Annotated in this window: 18 protein-coding genes; 12 read left to right on the top strand and 6 right to left on the bottom strand. The window is 45.1% G+C overall.

Annotated features, from left to right (window positions below):
- Window positions 1–5: 5 nt before the first annotated feature.
- Entirely contained in the window at window positions 6–2,393 is a 2,388-nt protein-coding gene (locus GO493_RS09900; protein WP_157305989.1) for an ABC transporter permease, read from the bottom strand.
- Window positions 2,394–2,845: 452 nt separating this feature from the next.
- Between GO493_RS09900 and GO493_RS09895 the strand changes: the two genes are divergently transcribed.
- The 8 genes from GO493_RS09895 (at window position 2,846) to GO493_RS09860 (ending at window position 11,360) form a co-directional block, all read left to right on the top strand.
- Complete coding sequence (locus tag GO493_RS09895; RefSeq protein ID WP_198315667.1) at window positions 2,846–4,741, top strand: S8 family peptidase; 1,896 nt, start codon at window positions 2,846–2,848, stop codon at window positions 4,739–4,741.
- A gap of 90 nt (window positions 4,742–4,831) precedes the next feature.
- Window positions 4,832–5,080: a hypothetical protein gene (locus GO493_RS09890; RefSeq protein ID WP_157305988.1), complete on the top strand. Its 249-nt coding sequence runs from the start codon at window positions 4,832–4,834 to the stop codon at window positions 5,078–5,080.
- Window positions 5,081–6,115: 1,035 nt separating this feature from the next.
- Window positions 6,116–7,864 (top strand): DNA/RNA non-specific endonuclease, encoded by a 1,749-nt coding sequence (locus GO493_RS09885; protein WP_157305987.1) that lies wholly within the window; start codon window positions 6,116–6,118, stop codon window positions 7,862–7,864.
- A gap of 34 nt (window positions 7,865–7,898) precedes the next feature.
- Window positions 7,899–8,396, top strand: coding sequence for an SRPBCC family protein (locus tag GO493_RS09880; RefSeq protein WP_157305986.1), 498 nt, complete (start codon window positions 7,899–7,901; stop codon window positions 8,394–8,396).
- Entirely contained in the window at window positions 8,393–9,253 is an 861-nt protein-coding gene (locus tag GO493_RS09875; RefSeq protein WP_157305985.1) for a chromate resistance protein ChrB domain-containing protein, read from the top strand. Before GO493_RS09880 ends, GO493_RS09875 begins: the two co-directional genes overlap by 4 nt.
- 53 nt (window positions 9,254–9,306) lie before the next feature.
- A complete protein-coding gene (locus GO493_RS09870; protein WP_157305984.1) occupies window positions 9,307–9,828 on the top strand; it encodes a hypothetical protein in 522 nt (173 codons plus the stop codon).
- A gap of 35 nt (window positions 9,829–9,863) precedes the next feature.
- Window positions 9,864–10,445 (top strand): TetR/AcrR family transcriptional regulator, encoded by a 582-nt coding sequence (locus tag GO493_RS09865; protein ID WP_157305983.1) that lies wholly within the window; start codon window positions 9,864–9,866, stop codon window positions 10,443–10,445.
- Between the two features lie 120 nt (window positions 10,446–10,565).
- A complete protein-coding gene (locus GO493_RS09860) occupies window positions 10,566–11,360 on the top strand; it encodes an SDR family NAD(P)-dependent oxidoreductase (protein WP_157305982.1) in 795 nt (264 codons plus the stop codon).
- A 61-nt stretch (window positions 11,361–11,421) separates the two neighbouring features.
- On the opposite strand, the gene GO493_RS09855 is transcribed toward GO493_RS09860, so the two are convergent.
- The 5 genes from GO493_RS09855 to GO493_RS09835 form a co-directional block, all read right to left on the bottom strand.
- Window positions 11,422–12,333 (bottom strand): FKBP-type peptidyl-prolyl cis-trans isomerase, encoded by a 912-nt coding sequence (locus GO493_RS09855; RefSeq protein WP_157305981.1) that lies wholly within the window; start codon window positions 12,331–12,333, stop codon window positions 11,422–11,424.
- Between the two features lie 74 nt (window positions 12,334–12,407).
- Window positions 12,408–13,028, bottom strand: coding sequence for a hypothetical protein (locus GO493_RS09850; RefSeq protein ID WP_198315666.1), 621 nt, complete (start codon window positions 13,026–13,028; stop codon window positions 12,408–12,410).
- Window positions 13,029–13,231: 203 nt separating this feature from the next.
- Entirely contained in the window at window positions 13,232–14,374 is a 1,143-nt protein-coding gene (locus tag GO493_RS09845) for an efflux RND transporter periplasmic adaptor subunit (RefSeq protein ID WP_157305980.1), read from the bottom strand.
- A gap of 12 nt (window positions 14,375–14,386) precedes the next feature.
- Complete coding sequence (locus GO493_RS09840; protein WP_157305979.1) at window positions 14,387–18,739, bottom strand: CusA/CzcA family heavy metal efflux RND transporter; 4,353 nt, start codon at window positions 18,737–18,739, stop codon at window positions 14,387–14,389.
- Window positions 18,740–18,781: 42 nt separating this feature from the next.
- Window positions 18,782–19,069, bottom strand: a complete 288-nt coding sequence (locus GO493_RS09835; RefSeq protein ID WP_157305978.1) for a DUF6660 family protein — start codon at window positions 19,067–19,069, stop codon at window positions 18,782–18,784.
- A 127-nt stretch (window positions 19,070–19,196) separates the two neighbouring features.
- Between GO493_RS09835 and GO493_RS09830 the strand changes: the two genes are divergently transcribed.
- From GO493_RS09830 to GO493_RS09815, 4 genes are all read left to right on the top strand, one after another.
- Window positions 19,197–19,781, top strand: a complete 585-nt coding sequence (locus GO493_RS09830) for a TetR/AcrR family transcriptional regulator (RefSeq protein ID WP_157305977.1) — start codon at window positions 19,197–19,199, stop codon at window positions 19,779–19,781.
- A gap of 56 nt (window positions 19,782–19,837) precedes the next feature.
- Window positions 19,838–20,578: an SDR family oxidoreductase gene (locus GO493_RS09825; protein ID WP_157305976.1), complete on the top strand. Its 741-nt coding sequence runs from the start codon at window positions 19,838–19,840 to the stop codon at window positions 20,576–20,578.
- A 68-nt stretch (window positions 20,579–20,646) separates the two neighbouring features.
- Complete coding sequence (locus GO493_RS09820) at window positions 20,647–22,185, top strand: DHA2 family efflux MFS transporter permease subunit (RefSeq protein ID WP_157305975.1); 1,539 nt, start codon at window positions 20,647–20,649, stop codon at window positions 22,183–22,185.
- Window positions 22,186–22,328: 143 nt separating this feature from the next.
- On the top strand, window positions 22,329–23,246 hold the full coding sequence (locus GO493_RS09815) for an AraC family transcriptional regulator (protein ID WP_157305974.1): 918 nt from the start codon (window positions 22,329–22,331) through the stop codon (window positions 23,244–23,246).
- Window positions 23,247–23,349 lie beyond the last annotated feature (103 nt).

The following is a 23,349-nucleotide window of genomic DNA, read 5'->3' as shown; positions in this document are numbered from 1 at the left end:
ACTGTTTATTCTGATCTCAGGCTTTTAACCGGGTTCATTAATGCTGCTTTGACACTTTGAAAACTGATGGTAAGCAGGGTAATAACAAGTATGCCCATACCGGCTACGCCAAATATCCACCACGAAATAGAAGAGCGGTATTCATAGTTCTGCAGCCAGCTGTGCATGAAATAACTTGCCAGTGGGACCGCTATAAGCAGGGAGATAAATACCAGTACCACAAAATCCTTCGATAACATCTGCCAGATATTGAATACAGATGCCCCCATTACCTTGCGCACTCCTATCTCCTTTGTACGCCGCTCTGCCATATAAGACGCCATACCAAACAGCCCCAGACAACTGATGAAAATAGCAAGGATAGCAAAGAAACCGGCCAGCTTACCAATACGCTCTTCATTCCCGAACTTCTTCGCATATTCTGTATCAACAAAAGTATAATCAAACAACTGGTTGGGATTATACTTTTTAAACACCGGCTCTATCCGTGTCAGCGCTTCCCTGCTGCTGATAGCAGGATTCATCCGCATATTGACAATTGTCATACTATTACTGCTCAGGTGGAAAAGCTGCGGACGAACAGGCTGATAGGGAGATTCCACGATCATGTCTTTAATCACACCAATAATCTCCCTGGCCTTACCATCCCATCTGATAAACTTCCCAACAGGATCTTTCAGCCCCATAAATTTCACCGCTGCTTCATTTATAATGAAGGTATTTGAATCTGAAGCAAGTGCTTTCGAGAAGTCACGCCCTTCTTTAAATTGCCAGCCTACCGTTTTTCCATAGTCTCTGGACACTCCCGTATTAGGGAAATCTACCGCCTGGTCCGGGTCTTTCCCTTCCCATTCAATTCCTCCGTTTGTTCTCCATACTGCTGTAGCCGGAGCATTGGCTTCAGCCATAGCAACTATTGCCCCGTTCCTTATCAGTTCATCCCGCACCGCATCAAAATGGTCCTGAATATTTGATGAAGACATTTCCATGCTGACCAGCCCCTCACGTGAATATCCCACAGGGCGGCTACGTGCAAACTGTATCTGCCGGAAAACCACAATAGTACCTATAATGAGTGTAACAGAAACAGTAAACTGCATTACTACCAGTACCTTACGTGGAAGGGCTGCATTACTGCCTAACCTGAAAGTGCCTTTAAGCACCTTTACAGGCTGGAAAGAAGAGAGATAAAACGCAGGATAGCTGCCCGCAAGCAATCCGGTAAAAAGACTGACACCAATACCTATCAGCCAGAAGATAGGACTGGCCCAGAGGATAGACATCTTTTTATCTGCCACCGTATTGAAGAACGGAAGTATAAGCTGTACCAGGAGAACAGAGGCAATAAACCCGAACAGTACTACCAGCATAGATTCACTGAAGAACTGCCCTATAAGCTGGCTGCGCAATGAACCAATAGCTTTACGTATACCTACCTCCCTGGCCCTCTTTTCAGAACGCGCTGTACTTAGGTTCATAAAATTGATACAGGCCAGTAAAAGCACAAAAAAACCTATCACCCCAAACAACCATACAAAGCTGACACGCCCGCCTGTGTTCACACCATTCTTAAATGACTCATACAAATGCCATTTGCTCATAGGATGCAGGAAGAGTACCGGGTTAAACTTCCTGTCCCCGGCAGGAATATTATTATACTTGACCTTACTGATCTTTGCCGCTACCTTATCCATATCAGCATGTTCCGCCAGCTGCACATAGACAAGGAACGCGTTCATTCCCCATACATCATCCAGTGTTTTGATCCATGCAAAATTGGTATTAATATATGCCTGCCATGGAGCAATAAAACCTACATTCCCAAAAGCCGAATTGTAGGGAAGGTCTTTATAAACCCCTCTGACAATATAGTTTTCCTTATTGTCTATATTCAGGCTTTTCCCGACAGGGTCTTCATCACCGAAAAATGCCTTTGCCACAGATGCTGACAGAAGAATAGTAGAAAGATCATTCAGGTTTCCGCTGCTGCCTTTAATGATCTTTACGTCCATCAGCTCAGCCCCACCCTGCTCCATATACTTACCTATCTTCTTGATCTTTTTATCTCCCACTGAAATAACCCTGTTGAAATCCCAGGAAGACATGACCACATGCTCAAAATCTCCACCATAACCATGACGCAAAGCATCTCCTACAGGATACGGCATCGTCTGCCAGGTATCTTTCTGATTGCCAAAAGTCTGCGTTTGCATGATCTGTGCAATACGGTCATAATTCCTGTTATACTTATTGAATGACAGCTCATCCCATACCCAGAGACCAATAAGCATTGCCACGGCCATCCCTATGGCCAGTCCGCCGATATTAATAAAGGAATAGCCCTTGCTTTTTGTAAGATTGCGCCAGGCAATTTTGAAATAGCTTGAGATCATAGTTGGTGTGGATTATGTCTGGTGCTGCAAGGAAAAACATGCCAGAGAACCAATATAATAATAATCAGTTATTTATGAAATACAAGATTAAGGAGAGTGTCCGGTTTTGATACAGGAAGTTGTCCGGAATAGTTCAGATTTCCGTGTGTATTAAAATTCGTATCGCCTTAAATTATTCAGCATCTCTAATTTTATTCTGTATAAATTAACTTCGAATTAACTCCAATTAAAGAAAACATTTCTTTACTTCGCCAGCCTATCAGCTATACAAACTAATATAGTTTTATTTATCGGGGACTGGAACTACACTTCTTTAGGAGTAATTCACTAATGAAATTCGAACAGTGTTTTTCCTAATCAAAAGAAATATTTAACACCACAATCTTACAATTAGTTCTAATCTAATACTATCTATTAGTGTCCCATATTTGATAACCTCAAATTATATCTACATGACTAAAAGAAATTTGTCTCGTCCAAGTGGTACGACCACCACCATGGTTATGGAAGTTAGCAAAAGTGACCTGGGCTATAAGCCGGTAGTCAAGTCCCTTAATCAAACCGGAGAAGAGCTACTTCTACCAATGGACCACAAGCTGCAGCAAGCCATCTTACAACAACAAAATGGGATGAGTAAGATTGCCACCAGTTCCACCAGCGAGGATGAATTAGCTATTGTCGCTCGCGTAAACGATGAAGAAGCCTGGAATCGCCTTACAGAAGTACGATTACCGACACTAATTACCAGAATCAACCCGGAAGAAACAATAGTTACAGGACGAATACCGATCAAGCGAATTGAATATATTCGTAACCTTCCATTTGTAAAAAGCCTAAAGGCTGCCCGAAAGCTAAATCCAACCGTTCATATTACAGTTCCCGATATCGGTGCCAATAAACACTCAGTAATACTTCCCGATCATAAAGGAGGAGAAAATGTCTTGATTGGTATTATAGATTTCGGGTGTGATTATGCTCACGAAAATTTTCTGACATCAGACGGCAATACAAGACTTATACAGTTCTGGGATCAAACAGCCCAATCAACTAACTCTATGGTTCCGTATGGACGACTTTATCTGTCTGACGAGATCAACAGTGCATTGAAAAGCATTGATCCATATGTTGCACTTTCCTATAAATTAGAAGCTAATGCACATGGAACACATGTTATGGACATTGCAGCAGGAAATGGAAGAGGCTCCGGGGTACCAGGTGTGGCACCAAATTCGGATATTATTTTTGTACAACCCAGTACAAGTTCTATACCATGGCAAGGTCCACAAACTCTGGGAAAAAGCTTTGGAGATTCAGTCACCCTACTTGAAGCAGTGCGTTATATCTTTGATAAAGCTGGTAAAAAACCTTGCGTTATCAATATCAGTCTTGGTACTAATGGCGGTCCTCATGACGGTTCAACGCTTGTTGAAAAAGGAATAGATGGTATGTTACAAGAAGAACCTAATAGAGCCGTCGTTATCGCAGCCTCTAACTCTTATGATGATGGGATCCATGCTTCTGGCCAAATCCTGCCAGGAGGCCATTATGATCTTAGCTGGCTTGCTGCAGACCTTACCGAAAATGAGATCGAAATATGGTATGAAGGGGCTACTGGTCTTGATGTCGAAATTTTCGATCCAATGGGAATCAGCCTTGGTACTGTTCTTCCATCAGAAACAGGCCAGATAAAGAATAAGCAAAATGAATTGCAGCTTGTTATCAGCAACAGATTGGACGATCCCAATAATAATTCCAATGTTATTGGAATATGGCTGAAAGAAGGTAACGCTGGCAAATGGCAGCTGAGATTAAGCAATAAAGGGAGAAAATCTATTAATTTTCATGGGTGGATTGAAAGAGATGACAGGGCGCAATCAAAATTTATTGGCAAACCGGACAATACACATACTTTGGGCTCCATTTCATGTAGTCATAAAGCTATAACGGTTGGAGCTTACGATGCAACAAAACCAGATTTCCCTATCGCCTGGTTCTCCAGCTCAGGCCCTACAAGAGACGGCCGCCATAAACCTGAGATATCGGCGCCAGGCACCAATGTACTTGCAGCTGCATCAAGAACTCAAAAAGATCGCATCTTGAAGTCGGGAACAAGCATGGCTGCTCCAGCTGTTACTGGCGCAATTGCCCTGATATTTTCCGTTGCTTCATCAACAGGCAAATTACTTTCCATAGATCAACTTCGAGACATTATTATACAAAAGGGACGTCTGCATCCACCGGTGGGTGTTTGGGATGCCAGATTTGGATATGGTAGAATTTTTCTTCCTGATATGCTTTCCTTACTGGATTCACTAACAACTACCGGTACTATAGTTCAACGAAATTAATATTTATAATTTAATGTATTAATATGCTTTTCTATATATTACATTTATTCTCATATTTTGATTCAAATTCAAAGTTTTGTATCTTTAAGTATGGAAAAGAGTAAAATAATAAGCTCCAAGATATCAGGAGCTATTAACTCCCAGGATAAGAATACGTTGATGTCTGTCATTATAAACGTAAAGGAAGCTAATTATGTCCCTGATTGGCTTAAAATCCGGAATAAAATCACTTCCTTTATTTTCACATCAGAAGTAAAAAAGGCAGACTTGATCAAGCTTGAAAAAGATCAGCAGATTATCTCTGTTTCTTTGAATCAACGTCTGAATATGATTAAATAAAAAATTATTATAATAATAAAATTATAAAGAAGCTGCTTCAAAATATGAAGCAGCTTCTCTTTTTGCAGGAATTTTTTTTCCTCTCGCCTTAAGCAGACGATACTATTCAATTATTCACAAAACAAAGGATTAAGGGGAGTGTCCGGTTTTGAGACAGGGGGTTGTCCGGAATAGTTCATGTCTCATATGAAGAGAAAGGGCAAAATTTAAGGGATTACTACAATCGTAAAATTGCGGCCGAAGTTAAGCCTCAAAAAATAAAAAAAAGTTAAGACGTTGTTAATGAACCACTTTCCCAGAAGATATTGAATAGTTTATTATCAAATGACAATGTTACCAGTATTCATCTATTTGCAACTTTAGAGATAAAATAGAACCATAGTAGTGACGTGCCAACTATAAGCTCAACTACCTGCCTCATCAAACCGTGCATGCCGATTTACAACACACGACTTTCCTATCAATCTTCTTCAGCGGTTTATATGATTGTGCCGGCTAGCGATACTTTCCAATACGTACTTCGAAGTCTGAGTACACATCCTATATTGATCACAGTGCTAATTGGAAGAGTAACTTACAAACAGTATTAATTTAAAACATACAGAATTATAAAAAGATGAATCTGGATATTTCTTTCACTTTTGGATATATATTACACCAATGGTTCGATAATTTTTCACGATGAACACATAGAAGACAAATGCAGATAAATAGACTGGCATTGCTGTTAAAAGTATTTATTAAGGGGGGCGCCGGCAACTTTCCTATCAGGCTGTTCTGGGCCTGCATCTTTATGATTACTGCTATTATAAGCAGTAAAACAAGGGGCAACATTCTCATAGTTACCAGGGGAAATAGTTAGGAATATAGGTCTTTAGACTCCTGGCAAAATAAGTCTTTAAAAAAGAGGAATAGTTAACCCTTTGTTAACGAAGGAAAATTTCCCGGATCATGCCCTTGTATAAGCCAGATATTTCCCGTAAACTTGTTCTTACACTACGGCTGTTTCCCCTTTAAATCCTTATACCAGATCTTATGTCCCATGAAAATATAAATGTTCAACCTGACAATAGTCTTTCCCGCGCAACCGCACAAAATCAACATTCTTCCGGGCTTTCCCACGCAGCAGTTCAACCATTGCAACGGGAAATCAAAGATGAAAAACCGGACGAAGAAGCTGACTTACCACATAGAGAAGTATCAGCAGAAATACCTCCTTTCCAGTTAAAACTGACTAAATATAAGGATATTGAACAAAGCACCAAGAAAGGGAAATTCAGCTGGGAGAAGCTGAAAACCAGTATGGACGATGACGATGAAACAAATCCGGCAACTGCTGAGGGACTTGGAGTAAAATCATCAGATGGAACGCAGGATTTTACAACCGACATTAAATGGAAGCCCGTTCATGATAGTGCCGGCGAAGGAACCGAAATGGAAGCCAACCTGGGGCCGGATCATATGCTTGGTACAGAACCTCTGAGCGGCGCTGCAAAGCATTGGAATATCAGGACCAGTCTTATGAAAAAGATCTCCGGACAGCCGTACATTGCAGGGCACCTGCTAAATCATAACCTGGGAGGCCCGGGCAATGACGAACGTAACCTGACCGCCATTCCCGGTACAATTAATTCCCTGCAGTCTGCCAATATTGAGGAGGTCCTGAAAAAGAAAGTGAACGACCAGCACCAGTTTTATTATTATAAAGTAGCAGTTACCTATACTGACGATACTTCCGCAAAAGCGAAAAAGGCAAATGGTCAGGACCCAGTGCCATATGCCAGTAAGATTACTTCTTCCTGGAGCCCCATCAGGGCTGACAAAACTAAAATTGGCGCTGTACAGTCAGTCGATATTAATATCCCCTCTCCCTCCTCTTATGATAAAGAGGTAAATACTAATCCCGGGCTCACGCCAATTGTTGCTGGTGATGGCCAACAGGCATTGGTAGATACAACTAACGATGTTATACTCAACAATTCCGGATTTTTAGGTATTGCAACAAAGGCTACTGCTGTAATCAGGAAAGATATGAACGAGCTCAAAGCTAAATACGAAAAAGTGCTGAAAGAGCTGGCTGTACTTAAAGATGATCCTCAGAACCAGGAGAAAATAGATGAGTTGATGGCCGAAGTAACAGTACTGCGAGCCAAAAACGAGGAACTGGAAAAACAGAACTTAAAACTCGCTGAAGAGGTGGCTGCCTTGTCGGAAATCAGTGCAGAACAAAGAGAACAGATTGAAAAATTAAAGGCTGAACTGGAAGTCGAACGTGAAACGATCGGGAAATTAAATGCAGAGATAAAGAATCGGGATGAACAGATCCAGGAACTTAAGAAAGCAATCGTAGACCTTAATGCAGAACATAATAAGCTCAAGGCGGAAAGGAGAAAAAGCCATGACAGGCATGTGCTTGAAGTGGAAGGATTACGGTTAAAGTATACAGCGGCACAGGAAACTATTGAAAGGCTGGAAGCACAAATAGCCGCAATTATAGAAAGGTCTGGCGTTAGAGTTCCGGAAGCAGTAACAGAAGAGGTAGAGGCAGAAGCAGAGGAAAAGAAAAAACAGGATGAGGATAGCGAACCGGAAGCACCTGTACTGACTGAAGAAGAAAAGACACATCATCAGGATGTGTTAGACAGTGAACTACCTTTCAAAGAATATCAAACCTACTATTATAAAACTGAGCTTTATGCCCTGTATAAGAAATTAACCGGAGATAACACGGACATAAAGGATCTGACAATGAATCTCATGTGGAAACGGATAAGGGGCCTTTAAACATTTATGTTACCTTCATGGCTTACAACAACAAATGACACGCACGATCAAAATAAAAACCATCCTGCCATATCCTCCTGAAAAGGTCTGGCGGGCTTTGACAGATGCAGAATTGCTGGGGGGCTGGTTCATGAAAAATGACATTGAACCCGTACCCGGCCATTATTTCACCTTCCGCATGGCCCCACAGAAAGGCTGGGATGGTATAACACATTGCCAGGTAATAGCCCTTGAGCCACAAAAACATATCGCTTACACATATCGTGGCGAAGCTACCGGGGAAAAAGCATTAGCCTGTGCAGGCATCCACTCAGACACGGCAGATAAAATGACGAAAGGCATCTTCACCAGGCTGGACACTGTATTAAGCTTCACTTTAGAACCCACCTGCGGCGGAACGATCCTTTCTATGGAACATTCCGGTTACCGCGGACTGAAACTCGTACTCATCAGCTTCATAATGCAAATGGGCTGGAAAAAACAACTGAAAAAGAAATTACCGAAATTACTGGAACAACTATCACATAAATGAAATGGATTACCCGGGAGCGTCCCAAAATAGATCGTATTGCCTGCCCCTGGCTCATCAGGCGCTTTATTGACCCTGATGCAGAGATCATTTTCGCCCCTGCAGCAGAGGTCTTGCCACAGGCAAAGACGCTGGATGCCATTCCGTTTGACATGCCCGGAGTTGAATACTCCCACTATGACGACCGCTGCACTTTCGATTACTTCCTGAAGAAACACCAGCTGAAAGACGCAGCATTGGAAAGAATAGCCGTTATCGTTCGCGGAGCAGATACCGATCGCCATGATTTCTCCGCACAATCAGCCGGACTGGAAGCCATCTTCTCCGGCCTGGCCTACAATATCAAAAACGATCATGAGCTCCTGGAATTAGGCATGACCATTTACGATGGCCTGTACAGCTGGGCCAGGCACCTGTATCATTTAAAGCATACACAGGCCGGACCGGTTGAACAGATGTTGCTGGAAGTCTTCCATAAATACATACAGAAGAAAGATTCACAACAGGTGCCTGACTGGGCCAATGAACTGAAAGAGATCATCCAGGACCAGATGGATACTAACTTTACTCTTAGCCTGAAAGACATCTCCAAAGATCTGGACATCAACCCTACTTATCTCTCCCGCGAATTCTCCAAATATTTCGACAATCTTTCATATGGTGAGTATATACGTAAAATGAGGATCGAAAAAGCTATTGACCTGCTTAAAAACACTGGATACAGCTTAACAGAGATAGCTTACCTCACCGGGTTCTCAGACCAAAGCCACTTCACACGTGTCTTCAGGCAACAGATGGGTACAACACCCTCTTCCTATAAAAAACAGCTTCTAAAAGGTAAAGAAAATACCAAAAGATAATTATGTTCTATTTCCGGCAGGCATAACCAGCTAGCATTGCAGTAAAAAGCCTCATGGAAAGGAAAATATTACTTCGACTGCTTACATTATTATCTGCAATACTGTTCTTTGTACATACCGCCACCGCACAAACTCCTGCCATTACCTATCCCAGGATAACCGGCTACGTCGCCATTCTGCACCCTATTGTCACTTTCGGAAACGGCGGGGCACATGTCAATTTTAACGGCGCTTACACAGCTGGCTTACCTACCGGCATCAATATATGGAAAAGTCCAACTATTGGGTTTTCAATGGAAATAGTTCCTTTCATACGTGCCGCTGATGGGACCAGTAAAATGAATAACCTCCTCATCCACCCCGGTCTTCTGTTGGGCCTGGGAAAAGGCTTTACCCTCATAAATCGCGCGGCCTTCGAAACCAATGGCAGGTATGGCATTACAACCGTTATTAATAAAGTGATCGTAAAGAAAAAGGATCATAGCTATTTTATTTCAATGCCCATTCCTGCCCGTTTCGGGAATGATCATCCATCTACCATAGGTATTGGCCTTCAATTCGGCATTAGTTTCTAAAGTGTTTATCTTTACACCCACGAATCAAAAACGAAATGAGAGGCAGACCTACCATTTACGACAATAAAGACATTTTAGAAAAAGCCCAGAAAGTATTCTGGACCAAAGGATATACTGCAACTTCCCTGGATGACCTTCTTGTAGCCATGGGTATTGGCAGTGGCAGCTTTTACAATGCCTTCAGAGGAGGGAAAAAAGAATTGTTCACCAAAGCCATTCAACAGCGCAGGGAAGCATTCAACGAGTTTAAAAAAGAACTCAGCAAAACTGATACCCCGGTTGAACTCATAAAAGACTTCTTCCGCAGTATAGCAAAAGCTGATAAAGAAACCCACCTCCAGGGCTGTATCATTGTCAATACCGTGGTAGAGATGACCTTCCTGGATGAAGAACTCCAGCAGGATGCCGTGGCTATATTAAAAGAAGTAGAAAAGATGTTCTCCGGCGCCATCGAAAAAGAACAAAAGAAAGGTACAATTAAAAACCAGGCTGATCCCGTAATACTGGGCCGTTACCTGGTCACACTGTGGGGCGGTATAAATATCTTAAGACGCATGTACCCCGAAAAAAAAGTATTGCTTAAACAGATAGAAATGCAACTGGATATTATCAGTTAAATTTTTTTATCTATTTTTGTACCAATCACTACAAAATATACAATTCAGGATGAACCCCTTCATCCTGTTGCTTTCTCTATTATTGTACTGATCATTACAAAAATAACTATAAACACAACTATGGATCTGCAACTAAGATCAAAGACCGCATTTATAAGCGGGTCAACACAAGGTATCGGGTTTGCTATTGCCAGGGCCTTATTGCTTGAAGGAGCAAAGGTCATTATTAACGGCAGAACAAGGGAGAAGATCAACGATGCCATACAACGGCTCAGACAGGAGGTCCCCACAGCAGAAGTAACCGGTATTGCTGCTAATTTTGCAAAGGTAGACGAGGTAAACAACCTGTTGACTGAACTGCCGGACATAGATATCCTGGTCAATAATATTGGCATTTTTGACCTGAAACAATTCTCAGATATCCGGGACGAAGAATGGCTGCAATTCTTTGAAATCAACGTTTTAAGCGGCATACGCTTATCCAGGGCCTTACTCCCCAAAATGCTGGAGAAAAAACAGGGCAGGATCATCTTCATTAGCAGTGAATCTGGTGTGAACATTCCCGGAAACATGATCCACTACGGAATGACCAAAACGGCCATGTTATCTCTTAGTCGCGGTCTGGCAGAGCTGACCAAAGGCACCAGCGTAACAGTTAATACTATACTGGGCGGCCCCACCTATTCCGAAGGAGTAGCAGCTGCTGTTGAATATCTCTCATCAACCCAGCAACTCAGCGTAAATGAGGTAAAGAAAAACCTGATGACTGTAATAAGCCCTACCTCTCTCTTGCAACGTTTCATCGATCCCTCAGAAATAGCCAGCCTGGCAGTTTACCTTGCCAGCCCATTATCTATAGCTACCAACGGTTCAGCCCTCCGTGCTGATGGGGGGAAACTAAATACCATTCTATAAAGACCAACGCCGTTAACTATAGTTAACGGCGCTTTCTTTTATATTATCAGCTTTCAATCTACTATGGATTTCCGCTCTTAACAATATCCAGTATTTCAACACCAAACACCAATGGTGTATACGGCGGAAAAACCGCATTTCCGTCCCCACCATATGCCAGCGCAGAAGGAAGGATCAGCGTCACCTTTGTACCCTGGGGAAAGTGTAATAACGCTTCATCCACCCCCGGAACAGTTACCTTCTGCCCTGCTACCGCTACAGTAGGAGTATAAGGACGCCTCAGATCAAATATGCCCGCTTTCATGGCAGTATCCTTCATACTGCTGTCAAATATTCTGCCAGTAATATACCTTCCTGTATGGTCGAATTTCACAGTATCTCCCGGCTTAGCCAGCGGCCCGCTCCCCTGCCTGTCAACTATATAATACAAACCCGAAGAAGTTTGCTGCGGAGATAGCTTATGCTCCGCAATATAACGGCTTATCTTACCGGCTTCCGCAGCCTTGCTTCCGGCGGCATCTTCTGCAAGAAAAGCGCGCACCTCCTTATTAAAAACAGAATCGGGTTTGGCTCCTTTGGGTATCACCCTTTCAATCTTAACGGTGAAAAGCAGGTATTTACCTTTTACAGATGGGGGCTTCGGAACATTCAGGATGATCTGCATGGAATCAAAGTTCAGTTTGAATGTAGCGCTGTCGCCCTCACTCAGTAAAGCCAGGCCTGTAAAGATATCTCCTCTGAAAGCAGGCTTACGTTGCGGGAAGATCACAGCATGGTCAAAGTCATAGGAACTGGCCAGTAGTGAGTCATTCTCTGTGCGGTGAATATAATGAAGGCACAGGTAGTCGCCCGGCTTTATCGCAGCCCCGGGCTCATCATGATGAATAAGGTATTGCATATCTGCCGGGCCTTTTTTATAGCCATCATTACAGGCAGCGAATAGGAGAAAGAAGAAGATCAGGTTGTTTTTCATACAGTAACAGGATTAAATAACTAAAACCATCTGCACGGAGATGGTTTTAATCAGAATATACCAGCGGTCAGTTCTTATACGCCATCCCTTTGCATTTCTCCGACAAGGATAGCGTTTCTCTGACCGTTAAGGGTAGTCCATTCACTGTTATAGTTAAGACCATAAGGCCAGAAAGAATGTCCGTCAGCACTCAGCGTTGCATTAGGACCATCTTCAGGAAAAGTACGCAGCATAGCAAGTGTATAAGCGCCGGTGAATTTACCGGAAACAACCAGCTGTGACCAGCGTGTGGTAGTACCTACTCCCTGCGTATGCGCAATCTCATGCTGGGCAGTACATTGGGTCATATAAGTCCGGTTGGAACCAAAACGGATAGTACCGTTCACATTACCATCGGCAGTGGCTACACTGGTATTATATTCCACCCGTAATGTACCACTACAGTAAGGTGTCTGGGCATTGTACATAGCTACAGCAGCATTCATAGCGGCAGTGATCCTGTTATAGGCATCCTGCTGATCGGCAGTGGGATTGGCAACAGTAACAAGATACCAGGTTAGTGTGCCCTGGACCTGGGCTGAAACATCAGCAATTTTCTCTGGTTCAGGAAGTGTCTCCTGTTCTTTCTGGCAACTGAGGATAGCGAAGAATAGGAACAGACCAGCAATACGGGTTGATAGCGCATAAAAGTTCATAAGATTAATTAAGTTTTTCGTGGTTAAGAAGGCTTTTTCACGGGTTACGACAGATTTTGGTAAACAAACTTACTTCTGGTTATTCTGTATGGTAAATCTCAGATTAAAATTCTGTGAAGGTTACTTAAATTTTGGCTGATGCTTAGCGGTTTTTATCCAAATATTATTACCGGAGGCAAAAGCTTTGCCTCCGGTAACCTTGATTACTCCTCTTCTTCTACGTTCCTCAGCTTGGCAAAAAGGAAATAGGCTCCCTTCACCACCACCTTCGTACCCGCAATATCAAACCCCTGCGGCAGGATCACCTCCGTATACCCCAGCTCACTATTCCCCTTTTCTATTGGCACCATTTCATACTGGTATTTACTCTTCGCAATGAAGATACAGGGCTTATCCTCAAACTGGATAATAGCATCATCAGGCAGAGCGTTCACCATGGCATTGCCCGTTTCTATCCATGCAGTAAGATACATGCCAGGCAACAACTCCCTGTCCTCCCTGTCCAGGTGACAATGCACCCTTACCGTACGCTCATCACTGATCTGCCTTCCTATCAGATGTACACTGGCAGTACGCTGCTTTGTTTCATTCGCTAATGTAAAACGCACCCGTTGTTCCAGCTTCAGCTTGGGAATATCCTTTTCAAATACTGTCAGCTCTGCATGCAGATGCTCCGTATTAACGATCTCAAAAAGCTTGTCGCTCGGATTAACGTATGCGCCTATATTCGTATTCACAGCTGTTACATAACCGGTGATAGGGCTGTAAAGATTGATAGTGCTCTGGATATTGCCTGCATCCAGCGCTTTCATATCTATATTCAGCAGTTTCAGCTTCTCCTGCAACCCTTTGATCCTGGCAAGGGCAGTCTGGTAATTGGCTTTAGCCTGCTGGAATACCTTCTGCGCATTCACATTTTCTTTTGCCAGCTCTTCCTGCCGTTTGTATTCTGCTTGCAGGTATTCCTGCTGACTTTTATTCTCCAGGTAATCCTGTTGTAACTGTATCAGGTCAGGATGCTGCAGCGATACCACTATCTGCCCCTTCCTTACAAAAGAGCCCTGCAGCAGTTCTGTGTTTTTGATAAAAGCGCCAAAAGGTGCAGAAACAGATATCAGGCTCTGCGGAGGAACGTCCAGTTTACCATTAGCTTTGATATTACTGCTGATCTGCTTCTTTTCAACATTGCCCAGCACAATGCCGGCCGTCTGGAATTGCGCAGGTGTAAGTGTGGCTATTGTCGACGTCTCAGCCTCCGGTTCCGCTTCTTTAACAGGTTCTTTTTCCGCTTTGCTGCCGCATGAAAATAAAAATAGTATAAGCGCACTATATATGAGATACTTCATAAAATACTTTGTTTAGTGTGTACTGAGCAGTTGAAGCAGCAGTACCGCATTGTTATATTCCCGGATGGTCTGTAAATATGCCTGGCGAATGCTGAATACTTCCTGCAGGCTCAGGATATAAGCCGTATAACTGATATCGCCCTTCTCATATCCCAGCTGCGCCTGTTTCTCTATCAGAACAGCATTAGGCATAGCCGTTTCCGTATAATAATCCAGGCTGCTCTTATAACGGGCAAACTGGGCGCGCGCCTGCTGCCAGCGGCTATTCAACATCACTCCTGCCTGCTGCCAGCTAAGGTCCGCCTGTTTACGCTTTTGCTCTGCCGCCTTTACCCGGGCATTAAAAGGCCCGAACCAGAGAGGCACAGATACACCAACATGCCAGCCCTGGAAGCGATCGTCCGTTTTCGCCAGGGGAGTTCCGCTACTGTTCAGCGCCGTACCCGTCAACGACTGGTTAAAATATCCGATAGAAAGATCAGGCAACAGGCTGCTGGCTTCCAGCTTCTTCTGTTTCTCCTGGATCACTACCTGCTGCCGCTGCCATTGCAAGGCCGGGAATTGCTGAAGTGCCGAAGAATCTATCAGCACAGGAGCATCCAGGGGTAATAACGGCTCTTTCATGACCTGGACAGGGGTCCCCGTCAGGCTTTGCAGCCCGGCCAGCAATACCTGCTCTTCCGATCCGCTCTGCCGGTAAAGATGCTGTATCTCCGCCAGCCGCGTAGCAGCGGAGGTCTTCTCCAGCAATCCCGTTTCCCCGGTGCGGAACTTCAGGTCCGCCGCCTTTGAGAACCGCTGGTAGATACTGTCCTGCTCTAATAACAGCTGCTGATAGGCATAAAGGTACTGCAACTGGTACCAATGCTGCTTCACCTCATATACCAGCTCATGTTTCGTTACAGCCTGTTGCAAACGGCTCCCCTCCAGCTGCGCATCATAAAGAGAAGCCCGCGTACCGAACACCGTAGGAAAAGGTATTTTCTGTGTAACGGTAAGATTATTATCGTTCTTTACATAACTGTTGTATTGCCCGTACATCAGGCTGAGATCTGTCTTGGGCAACTCACCCGCCGTTCTTCTCAGCTGACGGTAATAATCCACCTCCGCTCCTGCCGCCTGCACACTTTTATTCTGCTGCAGGGCCTGTTGTATAACACCTTCCAGCGATAGCGGCTGCTGGGCATAACTACTCATAGAAACGCCTGCCAGCAGAATTGTAATGATCAGTGTTTTAGACATACGATTCCTGAAAGTGATCTTTTCTGAAAGAATATAGATACAGGGCAGTACCAGCAGGGTCAGTAAAGTGGCCGTGATCAGTCCGCCTATCACTACTGTAGCCAGTGGCTTCTGCACTTCCGCCCCGCTGCCCTGCGAAAGCGCCATAGGCAGGAAGCCCAGGGATGCCACAGTAGCCGTCATAATAACAGGGCGCAAACGGGTATAAGTACCTTTCAGCACTATCTCCGTCAGATCGGTCAACCCTTCTTCTTTCCGTAAACGGTTAAATTCCGCTATCAGCACTATACCATTTAACACTGCTACTCCAAATAGGGCAATAAACCCTACTGCCGCCGAAATACTGAAAGGCATTCCTCTTAACCACAATGCAACAATACCTCCCACAGCAGATAGCGGGATGGCGGTATAGATGATAAGCCCCTGCTTAACAGAGCCGAATGAGAAATATAATAATACAAAGATGAGCAGTAAAGCTACAGGAACAGCTATCTTCAACCTTGACCTGGCCTCCTGCAGGTTCTGGAAAGCACCACCATAGGTAACATGATACCCGGGGGCCATCTTCATCTTACGGTCAATCTTCTGCTGCAATTCATTGACCATACTTTCCACATCCCGCCCACGCACGTTAAAGCCAATGGTAATACGGCGTTTGGCATCATCCCGCTGTATCTGGTTAGGGCCCGTCTTCAGGCTCACATCTGCCACCTGTGTAAGCGGCACCTGGTTGCCATTAGGCGCGGTGATATATAACCCTTCCACATCCTCTACCTGCTGCCGGTGCTGCTGGTCCAGCCGTACTACCAGGTCAAAGCGCTTCTCTCCTTCGTATACTATACCTGCCTGCTGACCGGCAAACGCCGTATTGATCACAGTATTGATGTCTTCTATATTCAGGCCGAATTTCGCGATCTGGTCACGGTGATATTGTACAATGATCTGCGGCAAACCTGTCATCTGCTCAATGTACAGGTCACTCGCCCCCTTGATAGTACCAACTATCCCGCCTATACGGTGAGCGTACTCCGCCAGTTTGTCCAGGTCTTCCCCATACACCTTTACCACTACGTCCTGGCGCGCACCTGTCATCAGCTCATTAAAACGCATCTGTATAGGTTGCTGGAAGCCGAAAGTAACCCCGGGAATATCCTCCAGCGCCTTTGTCATCTTCTCCGCCAGTTCATCTTTGTCTGTCGCCTTTGTCCATTCCGAGCGGTCTTTCAGGCTGACAATAAGATCACAGGCTTCTACCGGCATAGGGTCTGTAGGTATCTCACCACTACCTATCTTTCCTACTACTTCCTTTACTTCATCAGGAAACTCCTTCAGCATTATTCCCGCGGCCTTATTGGCAATATCTATCGTTTCACTCAGGCTGCTGCCGGTAAGAAGGCGTGTTTCAACGGCAAAGTCGCCTTCATCGAGCGATGGAATGAACTCCGCTCCCAATGTAGAAAAGAGAAATAACCCACCCGCCAGCAATAATACAGACCCCAGCACCACTGTCCTTTTAAACCGCAAAGCAACATTCAATGCCCTGGCATATATACGGTGTAATACATCCATGATCCTGTCAGACCATGTACGCCGGTGACTCATCTGCTTACTCAGGAACAATGCACTCATCATCGGTACATAAGTAAGCGAAAGAATAAATGCCCCTGAGATGGCAAATGCCACGGTCTGCGCCATCGGGCGGAACATCTTGCCTTCTACCCCGGCAAGGGCCAGAATGGGCAGATAAACGATCAATATGATCATTTCCCCGAAGGCAGCTGAAGTTCTTATACGGCTGGCAGAGGTATATACTTCTTCATCCATTTCTGCCTGTGTAAGCCTGTTACCCGGATTGCGCAACCCCAGGTGATGCATGGTGGCTTCCACAATAATAACGGCGCCATCCACGATCAGGCCAAAGTCAATGGCTCCAAGGCTCATCAGGTTACCTGATACATTGAACAGCCGCATCATACAAACAGCAAAAAGCATGGCCAGCGGAATAACGGAAGCCACTATCAGGCCCGCGCGAAGGTTGCCTAACAATAACACCAGTACAAAGATCACTATCAGCGCACCCTCTGCCAGGTTACGGGTTACCGTCTCCACAGCATTCTTAACCAGCTTGGTCCTGTCCAGGAAAGGCTCTATCAGTACCCCTTCCGGCAACATCCCCTCTATCTGCCGGATACGTTCCTTTACATTCCTTATCACGGCAGATGAATTAGCGCCTTTCAGCATCATCACAATAGCTCCTACCCTTTCCCCTTCTGTATTACGGGTCATTGCACCATAGCGGATAGCATTGCCGAAACCCACTTTACCAATATTGCTGATCAGTACCGGAATGCCATTACTGCCTGTCCTGACAACAATGTTGCCTATATCATCCAGGCTGTTTATAAGCCCCTCACTACGTATAAACCATGCGTTAGGCCTTCTGTCTATATAAGCTCCGCCGGTGTTCTGGTTATTCTTCTCCAGCGCCGTAAATACCTCTGTGATGCTGAGGTTCATACTACGCAGCTTTTCCGGGTCCAGCGCTATTTCATATTGCTTGAGATATCCCCCAAAACTGCTTACATCTGCTACCCCCTCCACTCCCAGTAACTGCCGGCGGATAATCCAGTCCTGGATGCTTCTCAGCTCCATGGCATTGTATTTCTTCTCGTAGCCGGGTTTGGTATGTACCACATACTGGTAGATCTCCCCCAGGCCGGTAGTGACAGGCGCCAGCTCCGGGCCGCCAATACCCGGAGGTATCTGGCCCTTTACGAGTAACAACCGTTCGTTGACCTGCTGCCGGGCCCAGTAAACATCTGTTTCTTCACTGAATACAACAGTGACCACACTCAATCCGAAACGGGAAAAAGAGCGCACCTCAGTGATGCCCGGAATAGTAGCAACAGATTGCTCTACCGGGAAAGTTACCAGCCGCTCTATATCCTGTGCGGCCTGGGATGGTGCAGTAGTAACGATCTGCACCTGGTTGTTCGTGATATCGGGCAACGCGTCTATAGGAAGCCGGGTAACAGACCAGGCCCCCCATCCGATCAGCCCGATGACAAATAAGACTATAATCAGTTTATTCCGGATGGAAAAACGGATAATTTTATCGAGCATGCGGTTGAATTAAATTTAAAATAAAGATTTTCTGATGCCGGATCAGGCTTTGGGAGGGTTCCAGCACGTAGCAGTGTAGCCGGGAAGGTAGGTCTCTATATATTCCCTGTATCGCGGAGATGTTGTTTCTGTCGCTGGCTCTACCTGCACCGTTTTCTCCAGCACCACAGGCACAGAGCAGTTATGACAACTGAAAAACGGAGAGCAGACGCCCTTAGGCTCTTCATGCCTGGATACAGGCTGATCTGCCGCACAGTTATCAAAGCTGCAGCAGGGAATGACTGTTATAAGCAGTACGTAAATGGATAGTATGAAAGTGAATATTTTCATTTACCGGCGTAAAGGTAAAGGATTATGCTTTTTTTTCGAAGGGAAAAGATTGCAACTATGTTCCGGAAAAAATATTTGGTAAATAATACCAATCGGTATATTTTTGTTCTGTCTTAATGAAAGTGTTATGAGCAAGGCAGAAAAGACAAGGCAGTTTATTATAGAGAAGACGGCGCCTATCTTTAATACGAAAGGATACGCCGGCACTTCCCTCACAGACATGACAGAGGCTACCGGCCTGACCAAAGGCAGCATCTACGGTAATTTCAGCAATAAAGATGAAGTGGCGCTGGCCTGTTTTGACTATAACCTGGCCAAACTCAATGCAATAAAGAAGGAACAAATGGATAAGCTCTCTTCCATAAAAGAGAAGCTGAAAGTACGCACCTACATTTTCGACCAGGCAATACTGGCCAAAATGCCCATAGGAGGATGCCCCATTCTCAACACAGCAACAGAAGCAGACGATACCCATCCCCGGTTAAAAGAACGGGTGGCCGATGCTATCGAAAACTGGAAGAAAAAAGTAACAGAGCTCCTGAAAGAAGGCATCCATAACAAAGAGATCTCCGCCAATACTGATCCTGAACAGGTAGCCCTCACACTCATCTCCATGACAGAAGGCGCCATCATGGTCAGCATGGTCACAGGAAAATTCAGCTATGGCAGAAGCGTAATGGAAGCAGCAAGAAAATATATAGACGCATTATAACTATTTTTTTGACCATAAATATACCGATCGGTATAATAATTAAAAACAGAAATAAAATGAAAACAAGTAACAATACTGTCCTGGTAACAGGCGGCAGCGCAGGTATCGGCTACGAAATAGCAAAACAACTCACAGAAAAAGGTAATCATGTCATCATTACCGGCAGGAACACTGAACGTTTACAAAAAGCAGCAGCACAACTGAAAAATGTAACCGCTATAGTATCCGATGTTTCAAAAGAAGAAGATGTACGCTCCCTCGTAGCAACGCTGAATAAAGACTTTCCTTCACTGAATCTGGTCATCAACAACGCAGGGGCCGCAGCCATTCACAACCTGGCAGAAAGGACCGGCGCATTTGAAAAAGCAGCCGGAGAAATACATACAAACTATCTTTCCATCATCAGGCTGAATGAGCTTCTCCTTCCCCTGCTGGAAAAACAGCAGGAAGCCGCTATCGTGAATGTTTCCTCTATCGTATCTTTTGTTCCAAACCACGTACTGCCAGGTTATTCCGCCAGCAAAGCGGCATTACACTCCTACACACAGGCATTACGCTTTACACTCTCCAACACATCCGTGAAAGTATTTGAACTGATGCCCCCACTGGTGAACACAGATTTCTCCCAGGCAATAGGCGGCAGCAAAGGCATCCCGCCATCCGCAGTAGCCGATGAGTTAGTAAACGCTCTGGAAAAAGACCATTACGAAATACATGTAGGAGACACCGCAGCATTCTATCAACTCTTCCTCTCCTCCCCTGCAGACGCCCTGAAAGTTCTTAACACCAACGAATAAGAAGCACTATTTTTTCGATCATTATTATACCGGTCGGTATAATAATGATCGCCTTTTATTTCTCTGTCATGAAAAGAACACTCTTGCTGATAACCGTTATTGCTGCCGCAATAATGGAACTGATCGATACTTCCATCGTCAACGTAGCTCTGTCGCACATGAGCGGTAACCTCGGCGCTACACTGGAAGATACCTCCTGGGTCATCACAGCCTATGCCATTGCCAACGTGATCATCATCCCGCTTACCAGCTTCCTGGCCAATAAACTGGGCCGCCGTAACTACTATATCGGCTCCGTCGTGGCATTCACCTTCTTTTCACTGATGTGCGGACAAGCCACAAACATCTGGACACTGGTAGTCTTCCGCTTCCTGCAGGGCATTGGCGGAGGAGCATTGCTCTCCATCTCCCAGGTCATAGTATTTGAATTATTCCCTAAAGAAAAACAGGCGGCCGCCAGCGCCCTTTTCGGTATTGGCGTATTTGTCGGTCCCACAATAGGCCCCACATTAGGCGGCTTCATCACAGAGAACTACTCCTGGCCCTGGATCTTTTACATCAACGTACCCATCGGCATCATTGTAGCCTTTCTCTGTTACATATTGTTACCGGAACCGGCAGATAAACCAAAGAGCGCCCGGATAGACTGGCCAGGCATCTTCCTGCTGGCAATAGGCATCGGATCCCTGCAAACAGTACTGGAAAGAGGGGAAGCTGACGACTGGTTCGAGGCCGGATACATCGTAGCACTCAGTGTAACAGCCTTCTTTGGCTTACTGCTCTTCATCTGGTGGGAACTGACCACCTCCACCCCGGCCGTAAACCTCCGGGTACTGAAAAACCGGAACCTCAGCCTCGCAGCCATACTTACCTTCGTTTCCGGCGTAGGCCTCTTCAGCTCCGTTTTCCTCACGCCCGTATTTGCACAAAGACTGCTGAACTTCACTCCCACCCAGACAGGATTACTGCTACTACCAGGGGCCATACTGGCCATCGGTGGCCTGATCATCTCCGCCCGCCTCCTGCAACGGGGAGTATCGCCGGTAGTGATCATTACCACAGGTATGCTGCTGTTTGTGCTCTTCAGCTGGCAAATGTCCGGGTACAATCTCGACGCCGGCGCCTCAGACCTGACCACTTCACTGATCTGGAGAGGCGTAGGACTGGCAATGGTAACAGTGCCGCTGACAGCCCTCGGAGTATCCTCCCTCTCTCCCCAGGACATCCCCCAGGGGGCAGCCCTCAACAATATGATGCGGCAGCTGGGTGGCTCTTTCGGCGTAGCTATCGTAAATACCTACCTCGCCCAGCGGAACGCCGTCCACCGCTCAGACCTCGTAGCCAATATCACCCCGGATAATCCCATAGCCACCCGGCGACTGGCAGACTATACCCAGTACTTTGCCGCCAAAGGCGCCACAATACTGGACGCAAAGAAAAAAGCCCTGGGATTGATAGATGCAGGGATAACCCGGCAGTCCAACCTGCTCAGCTTTGACGATGCCTACCTGCTGATAGGGCTTGTCTTCCTCTGCTCCCTCCCCTTACTGCTGCTGGCCTCAAAGGGAAAAGCCGGGAAAGTCCAGGTTATCCTGTCCGACCACTAAAACCGACTTTCTGACCAATGTTGCCGACTTATCAACCTTTGGTATTAACCATAATCAGCTGATCTTTACATTTGTAATCAATCAGGATCAACACTTTAACGCTATATTCAATAAATCTGCTGATCCCGCAAATGATTGTAAGTATGTCTGCGAGAAAAACACAGGGAAAATATTTTAAGCATGAAGATTTCATGCTGATGAAGGAGGTTGATTTGAAACCATCCTTCGAAGGGTTTGCCGTAGGCACAAACATCCAGGTCCTGGAATCCGATGACCTGAAAGACAACTTCCGTAGTGACTTTCTCTGTATTTTACTTGTCATGGAAGGGAATATGGAATTCAGGCTGAATCTGAAAGATTATAACCTCGTAACAAACGACCTCTTATTCATCACAGCACATACACTTAAACAATTTATTTCTGCCAAACCATCCTCCCGTATAGCAGCACTGACCTTCACACCAGATTTCCTGTCCAAACAACGTTTTCCGGACAATTTTATGGAGATCATGGATTATTTCTCCAGCAAGCACTCACCATTATGGTCGCTGAGCCAGAAAGATGCGAAGATGATGGTACAGCTTTTTGCAGAACTGGAAAACAGAACAGATGCAGCAATCGCTCACCCCTTCGGGAAAGAACTTGTTTATCATTCCTTTTACATAGTAATGTATGAACTGGCAGCATTGGCACAACGCTATACAAAACAGGACACACAGCTGTCACCACGTAAGGAATCACTGGTCATCAGTTTCACCAACCTGGTACAACTGCAGTTTACGCACCAACGAAATGTAACCCAGTATGCAGAACAGCTATATGTATCACCCAAATACCTTACAGAAACTGTAAAAGAGATAACAGGAAAAAGCGCCGGTGAAATGATAGATAGCTTTGTCATAGTTGAAGCAAAGCTGCTGCTGGACAATCCCAGGCTAAGCATTGCACAGGTAGCGGAATCCCTGAATTTCAGCGACCAGTCTTTTTTCGGAAAATTCTTTAAAAGACATACAGGACTTTCTCCTAAAGACTACAGGATAAATAATAAGATCATTCCTTAATAATCCATATTCTATAAAAACATTTGTTACTTAACAGTGTAACAGTTGTAGGTTTAACCAATGGGCCGGGCATTCTTGTCGTGGCCTTTTCCCTTTTCATCAA

It is taken from the genome of Chitinophaga tropicalis, from assembly GCF_009758205.1.
Classification (GTDB): domain Bacteria; phylum Bacteroidota; class Bacteroidia; order Chitinophagales; family Chitinophagaceae; genus Chitinophaga; species Chitinophaga tropicalis.
This window is presented reverse-complemented; position numbering and strand designations above follow the sequence as displayed.